At 68.9% G+C, this 18,178-nt stretch carries 17 protein-coding genes; 10 read left to right on the top strand and 7 right to left on the bottom strand.

What is annotated here, in order from left to right:
* The first annotated feature begins 91 nt into the window (after positions 1-91).
* A complete protein-coding gene (locus AC3EO7_RS03535) occupies positions 92-478 on the top strand; it encodes a hypothetical protein (RefSeq protein ID WP_435590492.1) in 387 nt (128 codons plus the stop codon).
* Here the strand turns inward: AC3EO7_RS03535 and AC3EO7_RS03530 are convergent.
* The gene (locus AC3EO7_RS03530) at positions 475-1,887 is read right to left on the bottom strand and encodes a DUF1731 domain-containing protein (protein ID WP_435590427.1); all 1,413 of its coding nucleotides are present in this window, start codon (positions 1,885-1,887) and stop codon (positions 475-477) included. The two genes, AC3EO7_RS03535 and AC3EO7_RS03530, sit on opposite strands and share 4 nt — an antisense overlap.
* Positions 1,888-1,957: 70 nt before the next feature.
* Positions 1,958-3,262, bottom strand: coding sequence for a M23 family metallopeptidase (locus AC3EO7_RS03525; protein ID WP_435590426.1), 1,305 nt, complete (start codon positions 3,260-3,262; stop codon positions 1,958-1,960).
* Positions 3,263-3,827: 565 nt separating this feature from the next.
* Between AC3EO7_RS03525 and sucC the strand changes: the two genes are divergently transcribed.
* The 7 genes from sucC (at position 3,828) to AC3EO7_RS03490 (ending at position 12,363) form a co-directional block, all read left to right on the top strand.
* Positions 3,828-4,994 carry an ADP-forming succinate--CoA ligase subunit beta gene (gene sucC, locus AC3EO7_RS03520; RefSeq protein WP_431965051.1) on the top strand — a complete coding sequence of 389 codons (1,167 nt, stop codon included), beginning with the start codon at positions 3,828-3,830 and terminating at the stop codon, positions 4,992-4,994.
* Between the two features lie 11 nt (positions 4,995-5,005).
* Positions 5,006-5,920 carry a succinate--CoA ligase subunit alpha gene (gene sucD, locus AC3EO7_RS03515; protein ID WP_431965049.1) on the top strand — a complete coding sequence of 305 codons (915 nt, stop codon included), beginning with the start codon at positions 5,006-5,008 and terminating at the stop codon, positions 5,918-5,920.
* Positions 5,921-6,086: 166 nt separating this feature from the next.
* Entirely contained in the window at positions 6,087-7,124 is a 1,038-nt protein-coding gene (locus tag AC3EO7_RS03510) for a DUF5336 domain-containing protein (RefSeq protein WP_435590425.1), read from the top strand.
* A gap of 171 nt (positions 7,125-7,295) precedes the next feature.
* Positions 7,296-8,873 (top strand): cell division protein PerM, encoded by a 1,578-nt coding sequence (locus tag AC3EO7_RS03505; RefSeq protein WP_435590424.1) that lies wholly within the window; start codon positions 7,296-7,298, stop codon positions 8,871-8,873.
* Positions 8,874-9,019: 146 nt separating this feature from the next.
* Positions 9,020-9,694 carry a phosphoribosylglycinamide formyltransferase gene (gene purN / locus AC3EO7_RS03500; protein WP_431965399.1) on the top strand — a complete coding sequence of 225 codons (675 nt, stop codon included), beginning with the start codon at positions 9,020-9,022 and terminating at the stop codon, positions 9,692-9,694.
* Positions 9,691-11,292, top strand: a complete 1,602-nt coding sequence (purH, locus tag AC3EO7_RS03495) for a bifunctional phosphoribosylaminoimidazolecarboxamide formyltransferase/IMP cyclohydrolase (protein WP_431965043.1) — start codon at positions 9,691-9,693, stop codon at positions 11,290-11,292. The genes purN and purH overlap by 4 nt, the downstream gene beginning before the upstream one ends.
* A gap of 183 nt (positions 11,293-11,475) precedes the next feature.
* On the top strand, positions 11,476-12,363 hold the full coding sequence (locus tag AC3EO7_RS03490) for a TIGR01777 family oxidoreductase (protein WP_431965041.1): 888 nt from the start codon (positions 11,476-11,478) through the stop codon (positions 12,361-12,363).
* Between the two features lie 7 nt (positions 12,364-12,370).
* On the opposite strand, the gene AC3EO7_RS03485 is transcribed toward AC3EO7_RS03490, so the two are convergent.
* Complete coding sequence (locus AC3EO7_RS03485) at positions 12,371-12,820, bottom strand: hypothetical protein (protein WP_435590423.1); 450 nt, start codon at positions 12,818-12,820, stop codon at positions 12,371-12,373.
* Positions 12,821-12,997: 177 nt separating this feature from the next.
* Between AC3EO7_RS03485 and AC3EO7_RS03480 the strand changes: the two genes are divergently transcribed.
* Positions 12,998-13,576 carry a LysM peptidoglycan-binding domain-containing protein gene (locus AC3EO7_RS03480; protein ID WP_431965397.1) on the top strand — a complete coding sequence of 193 codons (579 nt, stop codon included), beginning with the start codon at positions 12,998-13,000 and terminating at the stop codon, positions 13,574-13,576.
* A 120-nt stretch (positions 13,577-13,696) separates the two neighbouring features.
* Here AC3EO7_RS03480 and AC3EO7_RS03475 read toward each other — a convergent pair whose 3' ends face one another.
* From AC3EO7_RS03475 to AC3EO7_RS03460, 4 genes are read right to left on the bottom strand one after another with little or no spacing between them, the layout of a single operon-like run.
* The gene (locus AC3EO7_RS03475) at positions 13,697-14,485 is read right to left on the bottom strand and encodes an AAA family ATPase (protein WP_431965037.1); all 789 of its coding nucleotides are present in this window, start codon (positions 14,483-14,485) and stop codon (positions 13,697-13,699) included.
* A gap of 33 nt (positions 14,486-14,518) precedes the next feature.
* Complete coding sequence (locus AC3EO7_RS03470; protein WP_435590422.1) at positions 14,519-15,187, bottom strand: HAD family hydrolase; 669 nt, start codon at positions 15,185-15,187, stop codon at positions 14,519-14,521.
* Between the two features lie 2 nt (positions 15,188-15,189).
* Positions 15,190-16,794, bottom strand: a complete 1,605-nt coding sequence (locus AC3EO7_RS03465; protein WP_431965033.1) for an MFS transporter — start codon at positions 16,792-16,794, stop codon at positions 15,190-15,192.
* Positions 16,795-16,834: 40 nt separating this feature from the next.
* On the bottom strand, positions 16,835-17,461 hold the full coding sequence (locus AC3EO7_RS03460; RefSeq protein WP_431965031.1) for a hypothetical protein: 627 nt from the start codon (positions 17,459-17,461) through the stop codon (positions 16,835-16,837).
* A gap of 129 nt (positions 17,462-17,590) precedes the next feature.
* Here AC3EO7_RS03460 and AC3EO7_RS03455 point away from each other — a divergent pair, with 129 nt between their 5' ends.
* Positions 17,591-18,169, top strand: a complete 579-nt coding sequence (locus AC3EO7_RS03455; protein WP_431965029.1) for a TetR/AcrR family transcriptional regulator — start codon at positions 17,591-17,593, stop codon at positions 18,167-18,169.
* Positions 18,170-18,178: the final 9 nt, after the last annotated feature.

Raw genomic sequence — 18,178 nt, 5'->3', positions numbered from 1 at the left:
AGGTGCCGTTCGGCCCTGCAGGACGCCGCGGGAACCCGGTAGCGTCCGGCGGGTGGAGATCATCGCGCAACATCTGGTGTGGTTCCTGCCCATGCTGTGGCTCGGCATGGTGCTGGCCATCTCGTTCCTCGAAGCGCCGCTGAAATTCCGCGCGCCAGGGGTGACGCTGGCCTTAGGGCTCGGAATCGGGCGAATCGTGTTCCGCGCGTTGAACATCGCGGAAACGGCACTGGCGGTGGCGCTGGTGCTTTCCTGCGTGGTGCTCGGGCCGAAGACGGCGACCTGGGTGTGGCTGGGCATCGCCGTGGCGATCCTGGCCGTCCAGATCCTCGTCGTCCGCCCGCCCCTCACCCGCCGCTCCGACCGAGTGCTCGCGGGCGAGGAACTGCCCCGCTCGCACGCGCATTACTGGTACATCGGGCTGGAAGTCGCGAAGGTGGTGGCGCTCGTGGGGTTGGCGATCACCGCCGCGCCTTAGGTGTTGCCGGATTCCAGGTCGGCGGTACCTCGATGCGGCAGTAGATCCCTCAACGCGTCATCCAATCGCGGATACCGAAACCGGAACCCCGCCTCATCGAGCACCGCCGACGTAGCGTGCCGCCCGGTCAACCCCAGCGCCGCATCCGTCCGCAGAAAGACCGCGCCGAGCTTCAGTACCGGTGCCGGAGTCGGGGGTGCGGGCGGGCGGTGGAGGTGGTGGCGGAGCGAGGCCATCAGGTCGCGGTTGCGCACCGGGAAGTCGGTGGCGGCCACCAGGATTCCATCCGGCAGGATGACTTCGGGGTCCAGCCCGAGTGCCGCGCGGACGATGCCCAACCAGTCTTCGATGTGGATCCAGCTGAACCACTGGTCTCCGTGCCCGACTCGCCCGCCGAGGCCGGCGCTGGTCAGCTGGCAGAGCCGCCGCAGCGCGGGTGCGTGCGGGTCGAGCACGATGGATGTGCGCAGGATGGTGTGGCGCTTGGTGTTCGCGCCTTCGAAGGCGCGTTCCCATGGTTCGGCCACGCCGGTCATCTGCGGCAGACCGACGGGCAGCGGAGTCGTTTCGGTGCAACGGATCTCGCCCGCGTCGGACCAGATCGCCGTGGTGCTGGCCTGCACCCAGTAGTCGACCGGTGCGGGCAGGGCGGCCGCGGCGGCGACCAAGGCGCTCGTGGGATCGACTCGGCTGCTGCGCAATTCGGCGACATTACGTTCGGTCGGGCGGCAATCCACCAGCTTGCCCGCCAGGTTGACGATCGCAGTCTGTCCTGGATTATCAAGTGCCGCAACCCATTTACCCACGGACATGCCGTCCCATTCGACTTGCTCGAACGGTAGCGCGGGATCGCGGCGACGGGTCAGGATGGTGACTCGCTGTCCGCGGCAGACGAGGTCGGCGGCGAGCTGCCTGCCGAGCGCGCCGGTGCCGCCCGCGATCACGACCGTCAGTGCGTCTGGTTCCGGAGCGAGACCGGCCAGTCGGGCCAGTCGCGCGAAGCAGACGCGCGAATCCTGTTCCAGCAGACGGGCGACCACGGTGCGCGCCGCCGTGGCCGAAGGTCCGGAGAAGGTCAGTTCCTGGGTGAGGTTCGTGCCGCCTGCGACGGGAGTGAGGCGCCAGGTCAGCCGCATCCGCCCCGCCGGTTCCGGCTGCTCGATGGTCAGTTCGCGCTGCGGGCGCAGGACGGTGATCGCGAACGGCGGCGCCGTACGGCCGTGCATCGCGCCCACGAAACGTCCGCGCGGTAGATAGTCGCCGGTCGAGCCGACCTCGACGGGGCCGTGCAGCCGGACCGAGGCGACAGCCGGGTTCCACTCGGGCCACCGAGCGGGATCGCTCACTACCTGCCACACGAGTTCCGGTGGCAGCGCGATGAATTGGGTGTACCTCGTTGTACGAGCCATACCCTGACGCTAGAACGCGGACGACGGCGCGGGAAGCGTGCCGTTGCTCACGCGTGCCGGTCGCGCCGGGTCAGTCCCGCTGGGGGCCGAGGCCGATACCGCGGGTCGCGAGCCAGGGCAGCGGGTCGACCTTGTCGACGCCGTTGAGCCAGACCTCGAAGTGCACGTGCGGACCGGTGGAGAAACCGCGGTTGCCCATGGTGGCGATCTGGTCGCCCGCCAGCACCCGTTCGCCCTGCGAGACCGTTGTGGTATCGACGTGGCCGTAGATGGTGACGGTGCCGTCGTCGTGCCGCACGCGCACCCACATGCCGAATCCGGCGGCCGGACCGGCCTCGATGACGGTGCCGTCGGCGACCGCGTAGATGGGGGTGCCGATCGGGCCCGCGACGTCGATGCCGAGGTGCTGGACGCCCCAGCGGGCGCCGAAGCCGGAGGTGAAGTTGCCCGCGGCGAACCGTGCGAACAGCGGGCGCAGCTTCGCGGCCTCCGCGGCGGCGAGATCCTCCGCGTACTTGCGGCCCTTCTCCAGGATGTCGTTGAACTGACCGAGGTTCGCCGGGGTGGAGACGTTCAGCACCTGCGGCGAGCCGGGCGCGGAATTCGGGTCGGCCAGGCTGACCGATTGGGCGGCGATCTCGTGGATCTGTCCGGCGGCCTCGTAGTCGATGCTCTGCGAAGGCTGCTCGGGCGAGGCCATCGCGGCCTGTCCTGCGGCGACGACCGCGCCCGCGGCGACGGCGACGACCGCGGCGCGGCCCTTCAGCGCGGCGGGCGGCGCGGGCATCCGGTGCGCGCCACCGCCACGTCTGTTCGCGCCTCTCGCCGGGATGACGGTCGGCGCGACCTTGTCTTCGGTGGCTTCGGCGAACCAGTTGTCCGAGCCCCAGTCGTCCTCGTCGGACGTCCAGGTGCCGTCGGTCTCCGCCGACCAGCCGTTGTTCGACTCGGCTCCCCAGGAGTCGTCCGTTTCCTGCGCCCATTCCGCGCCGGGCTGCTGGGTCCACCCGTTGTCGGGCGTCCACGCGTTGTCGGCGGGCGGCGTCCACGCCTCGTCCGCGTCCGGCGACCAGGAGTCGTTCCCGGACCACGCGCCGCCGTCGGACCACGAATCCTGCTCGGTCCATTCGGTGTTCGCGGACCAGGCGGACGTGTTCTCGGCGCCGTAGGCGTTCTCGGAACCGTAGGCGCTCTCGTCGCTGTACGCGCCGCTCGCGGCGTATCCGGTCGCGGCACTACCCGCGGCGGCGGCGTAATGGTTGTTGGACGACGGGAAGGCGCGTCTGTCGTGATCGTCGTGGGCGAATTCGTCGTCGCGATAACGATGTCCCGAGCGAGCGCGATGATCGGGAACGAGGGTGGAGCGATGGTTCATCGGCGGTGCCACATCGTGGAGCGGGAGATGATGACGGTGCCGAGAGATCGGCAGAGGGTCGACGTCGAAAGCTCGTCCGCAGGCTGACTCACCGTCCGCGGAGCGTTGTGCTGCATCAAGGCTTGCCGTCCTCCTGAATCTTTGGAACAACGGAGTCGTGACATAGTTGTGACATCGACCGCATTTACGGTAACGAAACGATTGCGGGGTCCGCAAGCGTTGCGGACGATCTGTCCAAGCATGTGAGATTGATCACCGTAACAGCACGGAATAACTCACTGTTTTCGGGGCACTCGAGTGAGGTTGAGCGACGACGATTCGTAGTAGATCGCCGTCGGATCCCGGCTTGGGTGGCTCTACCTGGCAAACCGACAACAAACTACTCGCCAGTAGCGTTGGCCAGGGGTTTTTCCGGCCCGCGGCGCCGCCCGTGACCTGCGCCACTTAGGATGAACGTGGCCGATTGGCACTCCATGTGACTGGTTAGAGTCCGACCCGACCCGCTTCCGACGTCGGGCCGCCAACAAAGACGTTGTCATCACAACGCAGACGAGACGGTGAGTACATGGATCTCTTCGAATATCAGGCGAAGGAGCTCTTCGTTAAGCACGGAGTGCCTTCGTCCGAGGGCCGCGTCACGGACACGGCCGAGGACGCCCGCGCCATCGCGGAGGAAATCGGCAAGCCGGTGATGATCAAGGCCCAGGTCAAGGCCGGTGGCCGCGGTAAGGCGGGCGGCGTCAAGTACGCCGGTACCCCGGAGGACGCGTTCACGCACGCGCAGAACATCATCGGCCTGGACATCAAGGGCCACATCACCAAGAAGATCCTTGTCGCCGAGGCCAAGGACATCGCGGAGGAGTACTACATCTCCTTCCTGCTGGATCGTTCCAACCGCACCTACCTGGCCATGTGCTCGGTGGAAGGCGGCATGGAGATCGAAGAGGTCGCCGCGACCAAGCCCGAGCGCCTCGCCAAGGTCCCCGTCGACGCCGTGAAGGGTGTCGACCTCGCGTTCGCGCGTTCGATCGCCGAGCAGGGCCACCTGCCCGCCGACGTGCTGGACGCCGCGGCGGTGACCATTCAGAAGCTGTGGGAGGTGTTCGTCAACGAGGACGCCACCCTGGTCGAGGTCAACCCGCTGGTGCGCACCCCGCAGGACGAGATCCTCGCCCTGGACGGCAAGGTCACCCTGGACGAGAACGCCGAGTTCCGCCAGCCTGGACACGAGGCGTTCGCGGACAAGGACGCGACCGACCCGCTGGAGCTGAAGGCCAAGGAGAACGACCTCAACTACGTCAAGCTGGACGGCGAGGTCGGCATCATCGGCAACGGCGCCGGTCTGGTCATGTCGACCCTCGATGTCGTCGCCTACGCGGGCGAGAACCACGGCGGCGTCAAGCCGGCCAACTTCCTCGACATCGGTGGCGGCGCCTCGGCCGAGGTGATGGCGGCCGGGCTCGACGTCATCCTGGGCGACCAGCAGGTCAAGAGCGTGTTCGTCAACGTCTTCGGCGGCATCACCGCCTGTGACGCGGTCGCCAACGGCATTGTGAAGGCGCTGGAGATCCTCGGCCCCGAGGCGAACAAGCCGCTCGTCGTCCGTCTCGACGGAAACAAGGTCGACGAGGGTCGCAAGATCCTGGTCGACGCCGCGCACCCGCTGATCACGCTTGCGCAGACAATGGACGAAGGCGCCGACAAGGCCGCCGAACTGGCAGCGGCCAAGTAAGGAAACCGGAAATGTCTATCTTCCTGAACAAGGACTCGAAGGTCATCGTCCAGGGCATCACCGGCGGCGAGGGCACCAAGCACACCGCACTGATGCTCAAGGCGGGCACCCAGGTCGTCGGCGGTGTCAACGCGCGCAAGGCGGGCACCACCGTCGCGCACACCGACAAGGACGGCAACGCGATCGAGCTGCCGGTCTTCGGCACCGTCGAAGAAGCCATGAAGGCGACCGGCGCCGACGTGTCCATCGCGTTCGTGCCGCCGAAGTTCTCGAAGGACGCCATCATCGAGGCCATCGACGCGGAGATCCCGCTGCTGGTGGTCATCACCGAGGGCATCCCGGTGCAGGACACCGCCTACGCGTGGGCCTACAACGTGGAGAAGGGCAACAAGACCCGGATCATCGGCCCGAACTGCCCCGGCATCATCACCCCCGGCGAGTCGCTGGTCGGCATCACCCCGGCCAACATCACCGGCAAGGGCCCGGTCGGCCTGGTCTCCAAGTCCGGCACGCTGACCTACCAGATGATGTACGAGCTGCGTGATTTCGGCTTCTCCACCGCCATCGGCATCGGCGGCGACCCGGTCATCGGCACCACCCACATCGACGCCATCGAGGCGTTCGAGAAGGACCCGGAGACCAAGCTCATCGTCATGATCGGCGAGATCGGCGGCGACGCCGAGGAGCGGGCCGCGGCCTACATCAAGGCCAACGTCACCAAGCCGGTGGTCGGCTACGTCGCGGGCTTCACCGCCCCCGAGGGCAAGACCATGGGTCACGCGGGCGCCATCGTCTCCGGTTCGGCGGGCACCGCCCAGGCGAAGAAGGACGCGCTGGAGGCTGCGGGCGTGAAGGTCGGCAAGACGCCGTCCGAGACCGCCGCGCTGGCTCGCGAGATCCTGGAGCAGGCGAGCATCAGCGCCTGATCCAGTCCGAAATCGTTACGAGGGCCGCCTTTTCGCAGGGAGGGCGGCCTTCGTCGTGCGGTGGCAAGGCCGTTCGGCCTGCTGCTCGAGGGTGACCCGAACGGTCTGGTGCAGTAGCGTCAAGAGTGATCCAGGCGAACAACGACTCGACGTAGGAGACGACGACATGTCATACCCGACCGGGGGCTCTGGGTACAACACACCCGCGACGCCCTCCGCACCCAGCCTCGGCCAGACGGGCAGTGGTGCCAGCACAGGTGCGAGCGCTTCCGGTTCCGATGCCAAGGGCCTGCCGTTCTTCCTGGTGGTCGGTGTCGCCGCGCTCGGCGTGATCAACTTCTTGCTCGGATTCCTGCCGTTCTCGGTGGAGGAGGTCGAGCGCTCCGGTGCCACCATCACCGGCGACAGCTACAACGCCTTCACGCCGTTCGGCGCGACCGCCGCGCTGGGGCTGTTGCTACTCGGCGGTATGCTCGCGGGAGTCTCGGTGCTGCCGAAGCAGAATTGGAAGGGCGCGGCCGCCGCCGCGTCGGCCGCGGGGTTCCTCACCCTGCTGTTCCAGACCATCTCGCTGCCGGATCCGCTGGCGACCGAGTTCGGCGCGTGGGTGCTGATCTTCCTCGCGCTGGTGCAGACCGGTGTCGCGATCGCCGCGGTGCTGTTCGAGGCGGGCGTCATCAAGCCCCCGGCCCCGAAGCCCGCGCCCGCGCAGGGCGGTTTCGGCGGTCAGGCCCAGGGCGGCTACGGCCAGCAGCAGTTCGGCCAGGGCGGTCAGTACGGTCAGCAGAGCCAGCCGAGCCAGCCCGTGTACGGTCAGCAGCCTGGCCAGTCCTACGGGCAAGCGGGCTACGGCACCGGCCCGCAGTACCAGCAGCAGCAGCCGTATGGCCAGAGCCAGCCGAGCCAGCCTGCCTACGGTCAGCAGCCGGGGCAGACCTACGGCCAGCCGTCCTACGGCCAGCAGCCGGGTTACGGTGCGCCGCAGCAGGGTTCGCCGTACGGCGCCGCGCCCGCGCAGCAGCAGCCGCGTCCGGACGAGAGCGCGACGCAGCACTTCGGCGGCGCTCAGCCCGGCCAGCAGCAGTACGGGGCTCCCGGCTACGGCCAGAGCCAGCAGGGCCAGCCGTTCGGTGGCGAGAAGACCTCCGACCCGGCCAGCGACGCCACCCAGGCCTTCCGTCCGTCGGACGACAACAACAAGTAATCGACGCAGGTTTCGCGAGCACCTACCCGTCCGGGTGGGTGCTCGCGGCGCGCCTGACCCGCTCACCTCGGGAGAGGTGTCACGCTGAAGTGCCATGAGGGAACGCAGTGAGCGAATCATGTGCCGGCGCGTTTCGCGCTTGCCGGAGCCGAGTGTCAGCGAGGCGAAGGCATGAACTCACCGAGGAACTCGCTCGCCCGCTGGACCGGCTGGGGCTCCGACACATCGGAATCCCCGATGCGTAGCGGTCATCCGCCCGAGGCCGACGAGTCCGGGTTCCTGTCCCTGACCCCGGAACGTGCCAGGGTGCTGCTGCTGGTCGCGGCCCGCCCCGCTGCCTTCGCGCTGAGCGCGATCGTGGTGCTCGTGCTGGTCACCTTGTTCGCCGCGCGCAGCGCGATGGCGGGCGCCACGGGCGCCGTCGCGGCGAGCTGGCTTGCGCTGCACCAGGTTCCGTTGGTGATCGGAAAGACCACGCTCGGCCTGTTCCCGCTGCTGCCGACCGCGCTGCTGCTCGGCGCGGCGGGCCGGGAGTGCTATCGGGCGGTGACGCCGAACAGTTCGCGCACCGAGATCGGCTGGGTCGTCGGCGCGGCGCTGGGCGGACCGCTGCTGCTCACCGCCGTCTGTCTGGCGGTGGCCGAAGACGCCTCCGCTGTTGTCGCGCTGCAACCGCCGGACACCCTCGCCGCCTTCGGCTGGGTCGTCTTCCTGCATCTCGGCGCGGCGGGCGCGGGTATCGCGCTGCGGATGCGACGCCGGATGTTCGACCTGCTTCGGGCGCCGGAATGGGTGATCGCGGGAATCTACGGCGCGGGCCGTACCGTGCTGCGGCTGCTCGGCTGCGCCGCCGCGGTCACGCTGGTGTCGTTCCTCGCCCACTGGTCCGATATCGGCGACACCTACCGCACCGCCGGGAATGCCTGGGGATTCATCGGTCTGACGCTGCTCTCGCTGGCCTACCTGCCCAACGTGGCGCTCGGCGCGGTGGGCGTGCTGATGGGCGCGGGCGCGAATTTCGGCGCGGCCTCGATCGGTCTGTTCGGCGTGGTCGGCGGGCCGGTCCCGGCGGTGCCGGTGATGGCGGCGGTGCCGACCGGTCCCGCGTCGGTCTGGTGGGCGGCGCTGCTGGTGATCCCCGCCGCGGTCGGCGTGCTCGGCGGCGTCGACGCCGGACGCACCTCGGGCGACCGCCTCACCGCCCCGTGGGCTACGCTGACCTCCGCCGGTGCGGCGACCCTGCTGCTCGTCCTGTTCGGCGCGCTCGCGGGCGGGGAATTGGGCACCTTCGGGCGGGTCGGCCTGGAACTGCCCATCTTCGCCCTGGTGAGCTTCGCGTGGCTGGCCGGGGCGGGCTATGTCGGCCTGGTCTGCGCCCGGTACTTCATCGCTCCGGTCGGCGCGACGCTTCCCGTTTCGGACTACTACGACGATGACGACGGGGACTACGACCCCGACGCGGACTACTACGACGACGACTACGAGTCCGACGGCTACCGCGACTACGCGGATGACGACTACCGCGAAGACGACGACTACGACGACTATCGCGACGACGGGTCCTACGACGACGGGTACTACGACCACGACTCGTACTACGACGACGACCCGGACGCGCTCGACGCCGAACTCATCGATGAACCGCCCACCCGCGCCACCGCCCCGCGCCAGGCGGTTCCCGACATCGTCGACGCGGAAGTCGTCGAGACCGATTCGGACTTCGACCCCCGCGCCGACGGCAGGCGTTAGCGGGCGCTGCCGCGAGATCCCGTCGGTGGAAGGCGCGTATTAGCATCCCGGCCGCCCCGGCGCGCCCGCCACCGGTGGAAAGTCGCGCGCAGGCCACCGACTAGGCTTTACTCCGGCGGCGCCCCGATCCGGCCGCCGTCCGACCGATACGCAGGAGTAGAGCGCTGACGTCTCCGCATGCCCAGTGGGTGCCCGCCGCGGCGCCCGCCACCGTAGTCGTGCTCGCCTCGGGCACCGGGTCGCTGCTGCGTGCGCTCCTCGACGCGGCGGGAGCCGCCGACTATCCGGCCAAGATCGTCGCGGTGGGCGTCGACCGTGTCTGCGCCGCCACCGATCACGCCGACACCGCGGGCGTCCCGCACTTCCGGGTGGCGCTGAAGGACTTTCGGGATCGCCTGGCCTGGGACGCCGCGCTGACCGACGCGGTGGCCGCCTACGCGCCGGACCTGGTGGTCTCGGCCGGTTTCATGAAGATCCTGGGCCCCGCGTTCATGAACCGCTTCGGCGGGCGGATCATCAACACCCACCCCGCGCTGCTGCCGTCCTTCCCGGGCGCGCACGGCGTGCGCGACGCGCTCGCGTACGGGGTGCGGGTCACCGGCTCGACGGTGCACCTGGTCGACTCGGGCGTCGACACCGGACCGATCCTCGCGCAGGAGCCGGTGCTGGTGCTGCCCGACGACGACGAGGACACCCTGCACGAGCGGATCAAGATTGTCGAGCGACGGTTGCTGGCGGAGGTCGTCGCCGCCGTCGCGACGCGAGGCATTGTCTCCGACGGACGAAAGGCAGTAATTCCAGATGAGCGGGTGCGCCAGTGAGTGAGCGTAGCGAAACGACCGTGGTTCCGGCCGAGCGCAAGGCGATCAGCAGGGCGCTGGTGAGCGTCTACGACAAGACGGGTCTCATCGAGCTCGCGACCGGTCTGCACGCGGCGGGCATCGAGCTCGTCTCCACCGGATCGACCGCGGGCAAGATCGCCGACGCGGGCATCCCGGTGACCAAGGTCGAGGACCTGACCGGGTTCCCGGAGACGCTGGACGGCCGGGTCAAGACCCTGCACCCCCGGGTGCACGCGGGCATCCTCGCCGATTCGCGCAAGCAGGAGCACGTCGACCAGCTGGTGGAACTCGGCGTCGAGGCGTTCCAGCTGGTCGTGGTGAACCTCTACCCGTTCACCCAGACCGTGGCCAGCGGCGCGAGCCCGGACGAGTGCGTCGAGCAGATCGATATCGGCGGTCCGTCCATGGTGCGCGCGGCCGCGAAGAACCACCCCTCGGTCGCGGTGGTCGTCGACAGCGGCGACTACGACGACGTGCTCGCCGCGGTGAAGTCCGGCGGCTTCACCCTCGCCGAGCGGACCGCGTTGGCCGCCAAGGCCTTCCAGCACACCGCGAGCTATGACGTCGCGGTGGCCAGCTGGATGACCGGTGTGCTGGCTCCCGGCGTGGCCGAGGAGCAGGCGAGCTCGCCGTTCCCCGGCTGGATCGGCGGCTCCTGGGAGCGCGCCGCGGTGCTTCGCTACGGCGAGAACCCGCATCAGGCCGCGGCGTTGTACACCAACAACGACGGTTCGGTCGGTCTCGCGCAGGCGGAGCAGTTGCACGGCAAGGAGATGTCGTACAACAACTACACCGACGCCGACGCGGCCTGGCGCGCCGCCTACGACCACGCGGCGCCCGCGGTCGCGATCATCAAGCACGCCAACCCGTGCGGCATCGCGGTCGGCGCCGACATCGCCGAGGCGCACCGCAAGGCGCACGCCTGCGATCCGGTGAGCGCGTTCGGCGGCGTGATCGCGGCCAACCGCGAGGTCACCGTGGAGATGGCCGAGCAGGTCGCCGACATCTTCACCGAGGTCATCGTGGCCCCGTCCTACGCCGACGGCGCGGTGGAGGTGTTGCAGCGCAAGAAGAACGTGCGCATCCTGGTCGCCGAGCCGCCGCAGCGCGCGGGCGTCGAGCTGCGCCCGATCAGCGGCGGCGCGCTGTTGCAGCAGCGCGACATCCTCGACGCCGAGGGCGACGACTCGGCCAATTGGACCCTCGCCGCCGGCGAGGCCGCGGACGAGCAGACCCTGGCCGATCTCGAATTCGCTTGGCGCGCTTGCCGCGCGGTGAAGTCCAACGCCATCCTGCTCGCGCACGAGGGCGCGTCGGTCGGCGTGGGCATGGGGCAGGTCAACCGGGTGGACGCGGTGCAGCTCGCGGTGCAGCGGGCGGGGGACCGGGCCAAGGGCTCGGTGGCCGCCTCCGACGCGTTCTTCCCGTTCCCGGACGGTCCGCAGCAGCTGATCCAGGCCGGTATCCGCGCCATCGTGCAGCCGGGCGGTTCGGTCCGCGACCAGGAGACCATCGATCTGGCCCGCGAAGCCGGAGTGACGTTGTACCTCACCGGTTCTCGCCACTTCGCGCACTGAGCCGGACGAACGCGGAGAGCGATCCCGAAGGGGTCCGCTCTCCGCGTTTTTCGTGTTCAGACGGGCTGTGAAGCAATCGATGTGCCGGAGCCACAAGGCTTTTCGGTAACAAACTGGACGTCTGGATCTCATTATCCGGTATGGAATCCCCGGAATAGTATTTCCATGGTGCAGAATGTACGCATGCGTATCGTGGTCGCCGGGACATCGGGGTTCCTCGGCAAGTATCTGGTCTCCAAGCTGAACGACGACGGCCACGAGGTGGTCCGCCTGGTGCGCAGGGAAGCTCTGAAACCGGACGAAATCCGCTGGGACCCTTACGGTTCGAACTTCGACAGCGGCATCGTCGCGGGCGCGGGCGCGGTGATCAACCTGTGCGGGGCCACCGTCGCGGGCAAGCGCTGGTCGCCCGCCTACAAGGAGGAGATCCGCGACAGTCGCATCGTGCCGACCGAGGTGCTCTCGCGCGCGGTGGCCGAGACCGGCGTCCCCGTCCTGCTCAACGCCTCGGCCGCGGGTTGGTACGGCGACAGCGGTGATCGGGACGTCGACGAGTTCGCGCCGAACGGACCCGACTTCCTCGGCACCATGTGCCGGGATTGGGAGGCCGCCACCGAAGCCGCCTCCACCGCGGGCGTCCGGGTGGTGAAGCTGCGCACCGCGAACGTGCTCTCCACGGACTCCATGCTGGTCGAGCGGCTGCGCCCGCTGTTCCGCCTCGGGCTGGGCGGCAAGTTCGGCACCGGCCGCCAGTACCTGCCGTGGATCACCCTGCACGACTGGCTCGCCGCGGTGGACTGGCTGCTGACCTTCTCGGTCTCGGGCCCGGTCAACCTCTCCGCACCGGAGACCGTCACCAATGCCGAGTTCACCACCGCTTTCGCCACGGCGCTGAACCGGCGGTCCCGGCTGACGCTGCCGGGCGCGGTGCTGAAGCTGATCGGCGGCGAGGGCGGCGCCGAGATGCTGCATGGGCACAGGATGGTGCCGAAGGTGCTGGTGGGCAACGGTTTCGAGTTCACGCACGGCACCCTGGACCAGGCCATGAAGTACACCTTCGCCACGCGCTGAGCCTGCGTCAGGCGGCGCTGAGCACCGCCCGGTCGCCCAGCGGCGCCTTCAGCGGGATCTCCATCGTGCCGAACACCGCGATCATCACGCACATCTTCCCGACCGCGTCGGGGCGGGTGCCGCCGCGCAATTCCACCGTGACCGTCGTGTCGGTCTCGGTGGTCACCGCGTCCACGCCGTAACACTCCGGCGCACCGGTCTGGAAGTTGACGGCGATCCTGTCGTCGGCGACGCGGGCCCACGACAGGAACGGGATCGGGTGCGCGCCGACGATCGTCGGATCGGGCGTGAACGGCTGGCCTTGCGCCTGCGCGACCTCGCTCGGCGTGCTGGGCGCGGACGTGGTCGCGCCGGGGGAGGTGTTCTGTTGTGCGCCATCGTCATCCGAGCCGCCGCAGCCCGCGACGGCGAGACCGAGCAGCAGTGCGGCGGCGAGGGAGATGCGTCGGCGATTCATGCCGACCACCCTAGGGGACGATGTCCCGGAGGTCACACAGTGAACATTCCGCCAACCCTGCGCGTAATCCGTGTGCCCGCATCGGGCGGACTGTAGATTCGGCGTCGGTGCGCGCCAGTGGCTTTCGGCGCGCACCGCTGTCGAAAGCTCTGCACAGTGATCTTCGAAAGGAACAACGTGGGCGACACGCTGCGCGTAGGCGAAGAACTGGGACTCGGCCAGTCCCTGACCGGCGGTGCGTACACCCTGACCCTGCAATCGGACGGCAATCTGGTGCTGTCCGAACCGGATGGAAATGTCGTGTGGGCCACCCAGACTCACGACCAGGGCGTGGAGCGAGCGGTTCTACAGCACGACGGCAACTTCGTGCTCTACAAGGGCGAGGGCGCCGCCTGGTCGACCGAGACCAACGACCAGGACGCGGACCGGCTGGTCGTGCAGGCCGATCGCAACGTGGTGCTGTACGGCGCCGACGGCAGCGCGCTGTGGGCGTCGGGCACCGACACCGACACCCCGCTGCCCGCACCGGAGCCGGAGCAGGAGCAGGAGCAACCCGCGGTGGCCGCGGTCGCCGAGGAGGTGCCCCCGCCGCCCGCGCCGGAGCTGCGCACCTACACCGTGGAGCCGGGCGACACGCTGTGGGCCATCGCCGAGCGCTTCTACGGTGACGGCAACCGCTACCAGGAGATCGCCGACGCCAGCGGCATCCCGAACCCGGATGCGATCAACCCCGGCCAGGTGCTGACCATCCCGTAAGCGGCACACCGCGTACACGGTCGAAGAACGACGTGGGCCCCCGGGACTAGCTCTCGGGGGCCCACGTCTTTCGCGTGAATGGTCTGAGGGCGCTTGCGCGCCTTTGTCTTTCGCTCGCGGTCAGTACCGCATGGCGTAGGAGACCTTGCGCCACAGCGACTTCTTGCGCTGGGCTTCCTTGAAGCGGTCGTCCTCCTCCAGCACCGCGGTCGCGTTCGTCACCCGGCGTTGGGCCTCGGCGATCGCCTCGTCGACCGGCATCACGGTCTCCAGGTCGAACAGCTCGATGATCCGGGAGACCCGCTCGTGCACGGTCCCGCCCACCACTTCGTAGGGCAGCCCGACGTCCTTGACCACCTGCAGCAGGGTGTCGTCGGAGAGCTTGCGGAACGGTTCGGACACCGGGCGGTGGCCGTCGGTCTTCATCGGAAACTCTACCGGCAGATGCACATAGGCGTCGTAGAGCCGGGCGGCCCTTTCCTTGACGACGTCGCCGATGATGTCGGTGTACTCCCGCAGCGGCGCCTTGCGCCCGATGCCGGCGGCGGCCTTCACGGTGCGCAGCAGCAGCCCGGCGCCGGGATTGATGCCGACCGCCATCCGAGCGGTGCCGTACACCCATTCGTGCACCACGGAACCGTCGGAAATGAAGGAGCCCTCGCCGGATTCGTTGTGCACCCGTTCCTCGAAACGGCGCAGCCCGAGTTGCAGCAGCTCGATGGAGTTCAGCTCCATCACCGTCTTGCCGGGAGCCAGATCGATCAGGAGCTCACGGGAGGTGAGCGCGTGCGTGCGCGGAATGCCGGTGGCGATCGAGAGCGTCTCGGTCGTCGTGCTCTTGCCGACGCCGTAGGTGCCGGAGATGGCCAACTTCAGGCTGTCGCGGCGCTGTCCGCCTACTAGGTACACGGTCCTTCTCCGATCGATCGGTGGACGACACGCTCAGTGGTCGTCACGCAGCACTTCCCAGCCCCGTGCGGCGGCGACCCGCTCCAGCGCGGGGTCGACCGGGACGACGGCCGGGTGGCCGACCGTTTCCAGCACGGGAACGTCGCTGAGATGGTCGCCGAAGCCGAAATCGCCCGCCAGATCGTGCTCGGGATATCTGGCCGCGAACGCCTCGACCTCGGCGCGCTTGGCCGCGCCGATGAGGGACTTGCGCACCGCCCCGGTGTACACGCCGTAGCGTTCTTCCAGCTCGGTGCACAGCACGCCCGCGCAGTCCAGTTCCCGCTCGATGGGTCGCAGACAGGCGTGGAAGGAGCCGGACACCAGCACCGTCTCCACGCCTTGCTTGCGCAGTTCGCGCAGGCGGCGCACCACGGGCTCGCGGTAGAGCCCGTCGGCCCGCACCCGCTCGTGCCAGGCGCGCGCGGCGTCCTCGACCTCGCGGACCGGAACGTCGGCCCAGAGCAGGTAGTAGCTCCGGTTCAGCGTTTCCCGGTGCGCTCCGGTCGCGGCCAGGCGTTGCATCCGCGTCTGATGCATGGCCAGCACCTCCGCACGCCCCGTGCCTTCGAAGAAGTACAGCGCGAAGTGCTGCAGTGTGCTTATCCGCAGCAGGGTGTGGTCCACATCGGTGAACGCGAAGCGCGGCCTGGTCGCCAGCACGGTCAGGCCACCGGCGCGGGCTCGGTGGCGCCTTCGGTGGGCACGCCGGGGGTGGCCAGCGCGGCCTCGTCCAGATCGCGGCTGCGCAGCGTGAAGAACGCGATCGCGCCGGAGATCGCCGCGAGCACCGCGGCCAGCACCATGGCGTTCTCCAAGCCGCTGACGAACGCGGATTCCGCTGCGGCGCGGACCGATTCGGCGACCGACTCGGGCACTTGGGCCGCGACGAGGGCGGGGCCGCCCGCCGCCACCGCGTCGCCCGCCTCGGCGGCCTTGTCGGCGAAGACCGTGCGCGCGGTCTCGGACTCGGTGAAGGCGCTACCGACCCGGTTCTGGAAGAACGCGCCGACCGCGGCGATGCCGATCGCCAGACCGGCCTGCTGGAAGGTCTCGTTCACACCCGAGGCCATGCCCGCCTTGTCCGGGGTCGTCACCGCGATGGAGAACGCGGCGCGCGGCGGGTTGAACACGCCCATGCCGAGGCCGATCAGCACCATGCCGGGGATCAGCGCGGTCCACGAGGAGCCGGGCTCGACGAGCAGCACCGCGAACAGACCTGCGGCGATGAGCAGCTGCGAGGCGCCGACCAGGATCGCGGGCGGCAGCTTGGCGACCATGCTGCCCGCGATCGCGGCGGCGACGAACAGCAGCAGCGTCAGCGGCAGGAAGCGGACGCCGCTGGCGAAGGCCGAGTAGCCGAGCAGGTTCTGCACGTAAGAGATGAGCAGGAACAGACCGGGCATCACCGAGAGCGCGCACAGCGCGGTCACCACGGACAGACCGTTGAAGGTGCGGTTGCGGAACAGGGTGAGGTCGAACATCGCGTGGGTCGGCCGGGAGATCTGCAGCCAGGTGAAGACGACGAGCAGCACCAGCGCGAGCACGAAGCAGCCGATGATCCGGGCGCTGGTCCAGCCGTCCTGCTCGCCACGCATGAAGCCGAGCACCAGGAAGAACAGACCGGCGGAGAAGGTCACCATGCCCGGCCAGTCCACGGGCGGCGGGGTGTCGCTGCGGGATTCGCGCATCTTCAGGTAGCCGACGGCGAGTGCGGCGATGGTCACCGGCACGTTGATCAGGAAGATCCAGCGCCAGCCCGCGGTTTCGGTGAGCCCGCCGCCGATCAGCGGGCCGAACGCGATCGCCAGACCCGCGACGCCGCCGAACACGCCGAAGGCCATGCCGCGGTCCTTACCGCGGAACTCGTGGCCGAGCAGCGCCGGGCCGACCGCGAAGAGGATCGCACCGCCGAGACCCTGCACGAGGCGGGCGACGATCAGCACGAAATCGTTCGGCGCGAGTCCGCACGCCAGCGACGACAGCACGAAGATCACCAGGCCCGCGTCGAAGACCTTCTTGCGGCCGATGCGGTCGGCCAGCGAGCCCGCCGCGAGCAGCACCGCGGCGAGGCCGAGGGCGTAGGCGTCGAGGATCCACTGCAGCGCGGAGAAGCTGGAATCGAAGGCCGCCCTGATGTCGGGTAGCGCGACGTTGACGACGGTGAGGTCGAGCATCAGCATGAACGTGGCCAGTGCGACGACGACCAGGGTCCAGATCGCACTGTCCGATCGCTGTGGTGTCTTGGTCAAGGCGCCTGCGGATGCCATGGGTATTCCCCTCCAGGTGGTATGCGGCGACGGCTGTTGTTTACGCGGCTTGCAACGCTGCGGAGACCGCGTCGGGCACCGGCATCAGCTGCGGTAGCTGATACATGCCGGCCACCCGGGTGACGATTTCTTCGATGGACCCCCCGATCACCAGATACGGGACGGTCCCTTCGTACAGGGTGTCGAGCAGGAGTCGATCGATGGTGGTGCGGTATCGGTCATCGCCTTCGGTGGCCGATTTGCGGTCCATCTTGAGATGGACGAACCCGTCGTAGGTGACGTTGGCCCGCCGCGTCACGATCCCGCCGTGCGCCAGCAGGTACCGCTTCTCGAAGATGCGATAGGGCAGGTCGCGCGGGTTCCACAGCCAGTGCCGGAGCCTGCGGGTCCGCCGCAGCGCCTCGGCCGCCACCCATTCCTGGAGCACCGAACCGTCGGAGACGAAACCCGAGGTCAGCCGAGCTTCGGAATCCACGCGCTGTTCGAAGCCGCGCACCGCGGCGTCGACCGTCGGCGCCAGCCTGCGGTCGGCCCCCGGGGTGGCCAGGTGGGTGGAGATGGCCGCGTAGTCCAGGCCGGTGGCCAGCGCGAGTGCGGTGCAAACGGTGGTCTTACCCGTTCGCGGTGCGCCGGTCACGGCCAGTCGTAGCGCGGGTGCATCCTTCATCGGGCGTCCTTGTATTGCGGGTGCCCGCACTCTCGCGTATCCCCTTGTGGGCAAGCGGAATACGCGAACACGGAATGCGGTTTCACCGGGTTCATCGAAAATCTAGTAATCAAGTGATAACTTGTCAACATGAGGCCCAGACTGAGCGCGGCCGAGCGCCGCGAGATGATTCTCGAGGCCGCGGGGCGGGCGTTCTCGCGGGGTGGCTACGCGGGCACGAGCACCGACGTCGTCGCGCTGGAGGCCGGGGTGTCGCAGCCGTACGTGGTGCGCATGTTCGGCACCAAGGCCGACCTGTTCCAGGAGGTCTTCGACCGGGCCGTCACCGCCCTGCTCACCGCGTTCACCGCCGAACTGGAGGATCCGGAGGTGGCCGCCTCGCCCGAGGTCTGGGATCGGCTGGGCGGGGTGTATACCCGGCTGGTCGAGGATCGGGACGTGCTGGTGGTTCTGTTGCAGGGGTTCAGCGCGGCCGCCGGTCATCCGCAGATCGCCGCCGCCGCACGGCGTTTCGTCTCCGCGTTGTACACCCTGCTGGTCGAGCGCACGGGTTGCGGTCCCGAGCGGGCACGGGAATTCATCGCCAACGGCATGCTGCTCAACGCGCTGCTGGCGATGAACGCGACCGAACACGCCGACGACCCCGCGCTGGCCGCGCTCGCGCAATGCGCGCTCGGCCAGGACTGCGGGCTCGACGACGTTCCGTGACCAGGGCAT

This window comes from Nocardia sp. bgisy118 (assembly GCF_057708605.1).
The sequence above is the reverse complement of the archived record's forward strand: the minus strand, read 5'-3'. Positions and strand labels throughout refer to the sequence as shown.

Bases quoted from the DNA above. Each gene is read 5' to 3' on its own strand.
- AC3EO7_RS03535 (WP_435590492.1), top strand. From the start codon at position 92: ATGCTGTGGCTCGGCATGGTGCTGGCCATCTCGTTCCTCGAAGCGCCG.
- AC3EO7_RS03530 (WP_435590427.1), bottom strand. From the start codon at position 1,887: ATGGCTCGTACAACGAGGTACACCCAATTCATCGCGCTGCCACCGGAA.
- AC3EO7_RS03525 (WP_435590426.1), bottom strand. From the start codon at position 3,262: ATGAACCATCGCTCCACCCTCGTTCCCGATCATCGCGCTCGCTCGGGA.
- sucC (WP_431965051.1), top strand. From the start codon at position 3,828: ATGGATCTCTTCGAATATCAGGCGAAGGAGCTCTTCGTTAAGCACGGA.
- sucD (WP_431965049.1), top strand. From the start codon at position 5,006: ATGTCTATCTTCCTGAACAAGGACTCGAAGGTCATCGTCCAGGGCATC.
- AC3EO7_RS03510 (WP_435590425.1), top strand. From the start codon at position 6,087: ATGTCATACCCGACCGGGGGCTCTGGGTACAACACACCCGCGACGCCC.
- AC3EO7_RS03505 (WP_435590424.1), top strand. From the start codon at position 7,296: ATGAACTCACCGAGGAACTCGCTCGCCCGCTGGACCGGCTGGGGCTCC.
- AC3EO7_RS03490 (WP_431965041.1), top strand. From the start codon at position 11,476: ATGCGTATCGTGGTCGCCGGGACATCGGGGTTCCTCGGCAAGTATCTG.
- AC3EO7_RS03485 (WP_435590423.1), bottom strand. From the start codon at position 12,820: ATGAATCGCCGACGCATCTCCCTCGCCGCCGCACTGCTGCTCGGTCTC.
- AC3EO7_RS03465 (WP_431965033.1), bottom strand. From the start codon at position 16,794: ATGGCATCCGCAGGCGCCTTGACCAAGACACCACAGCGATCGGACAGT.
- AC3EO7_RS03460 (WP_431965031.1), bottom strand. From the start codon at position 17,461: ATGAAGGATGCACCCGCGCTACGACTGGCCGTGACCGGCGCACCGCGA.
- AC3EO7_RS03455 (WP_431965029.1), top strand. From the start codon at position 17,591: ATGAGGCCCAGACTGAGCGCGGCCGAGCGCCGCGAGATGATTCTCGAG.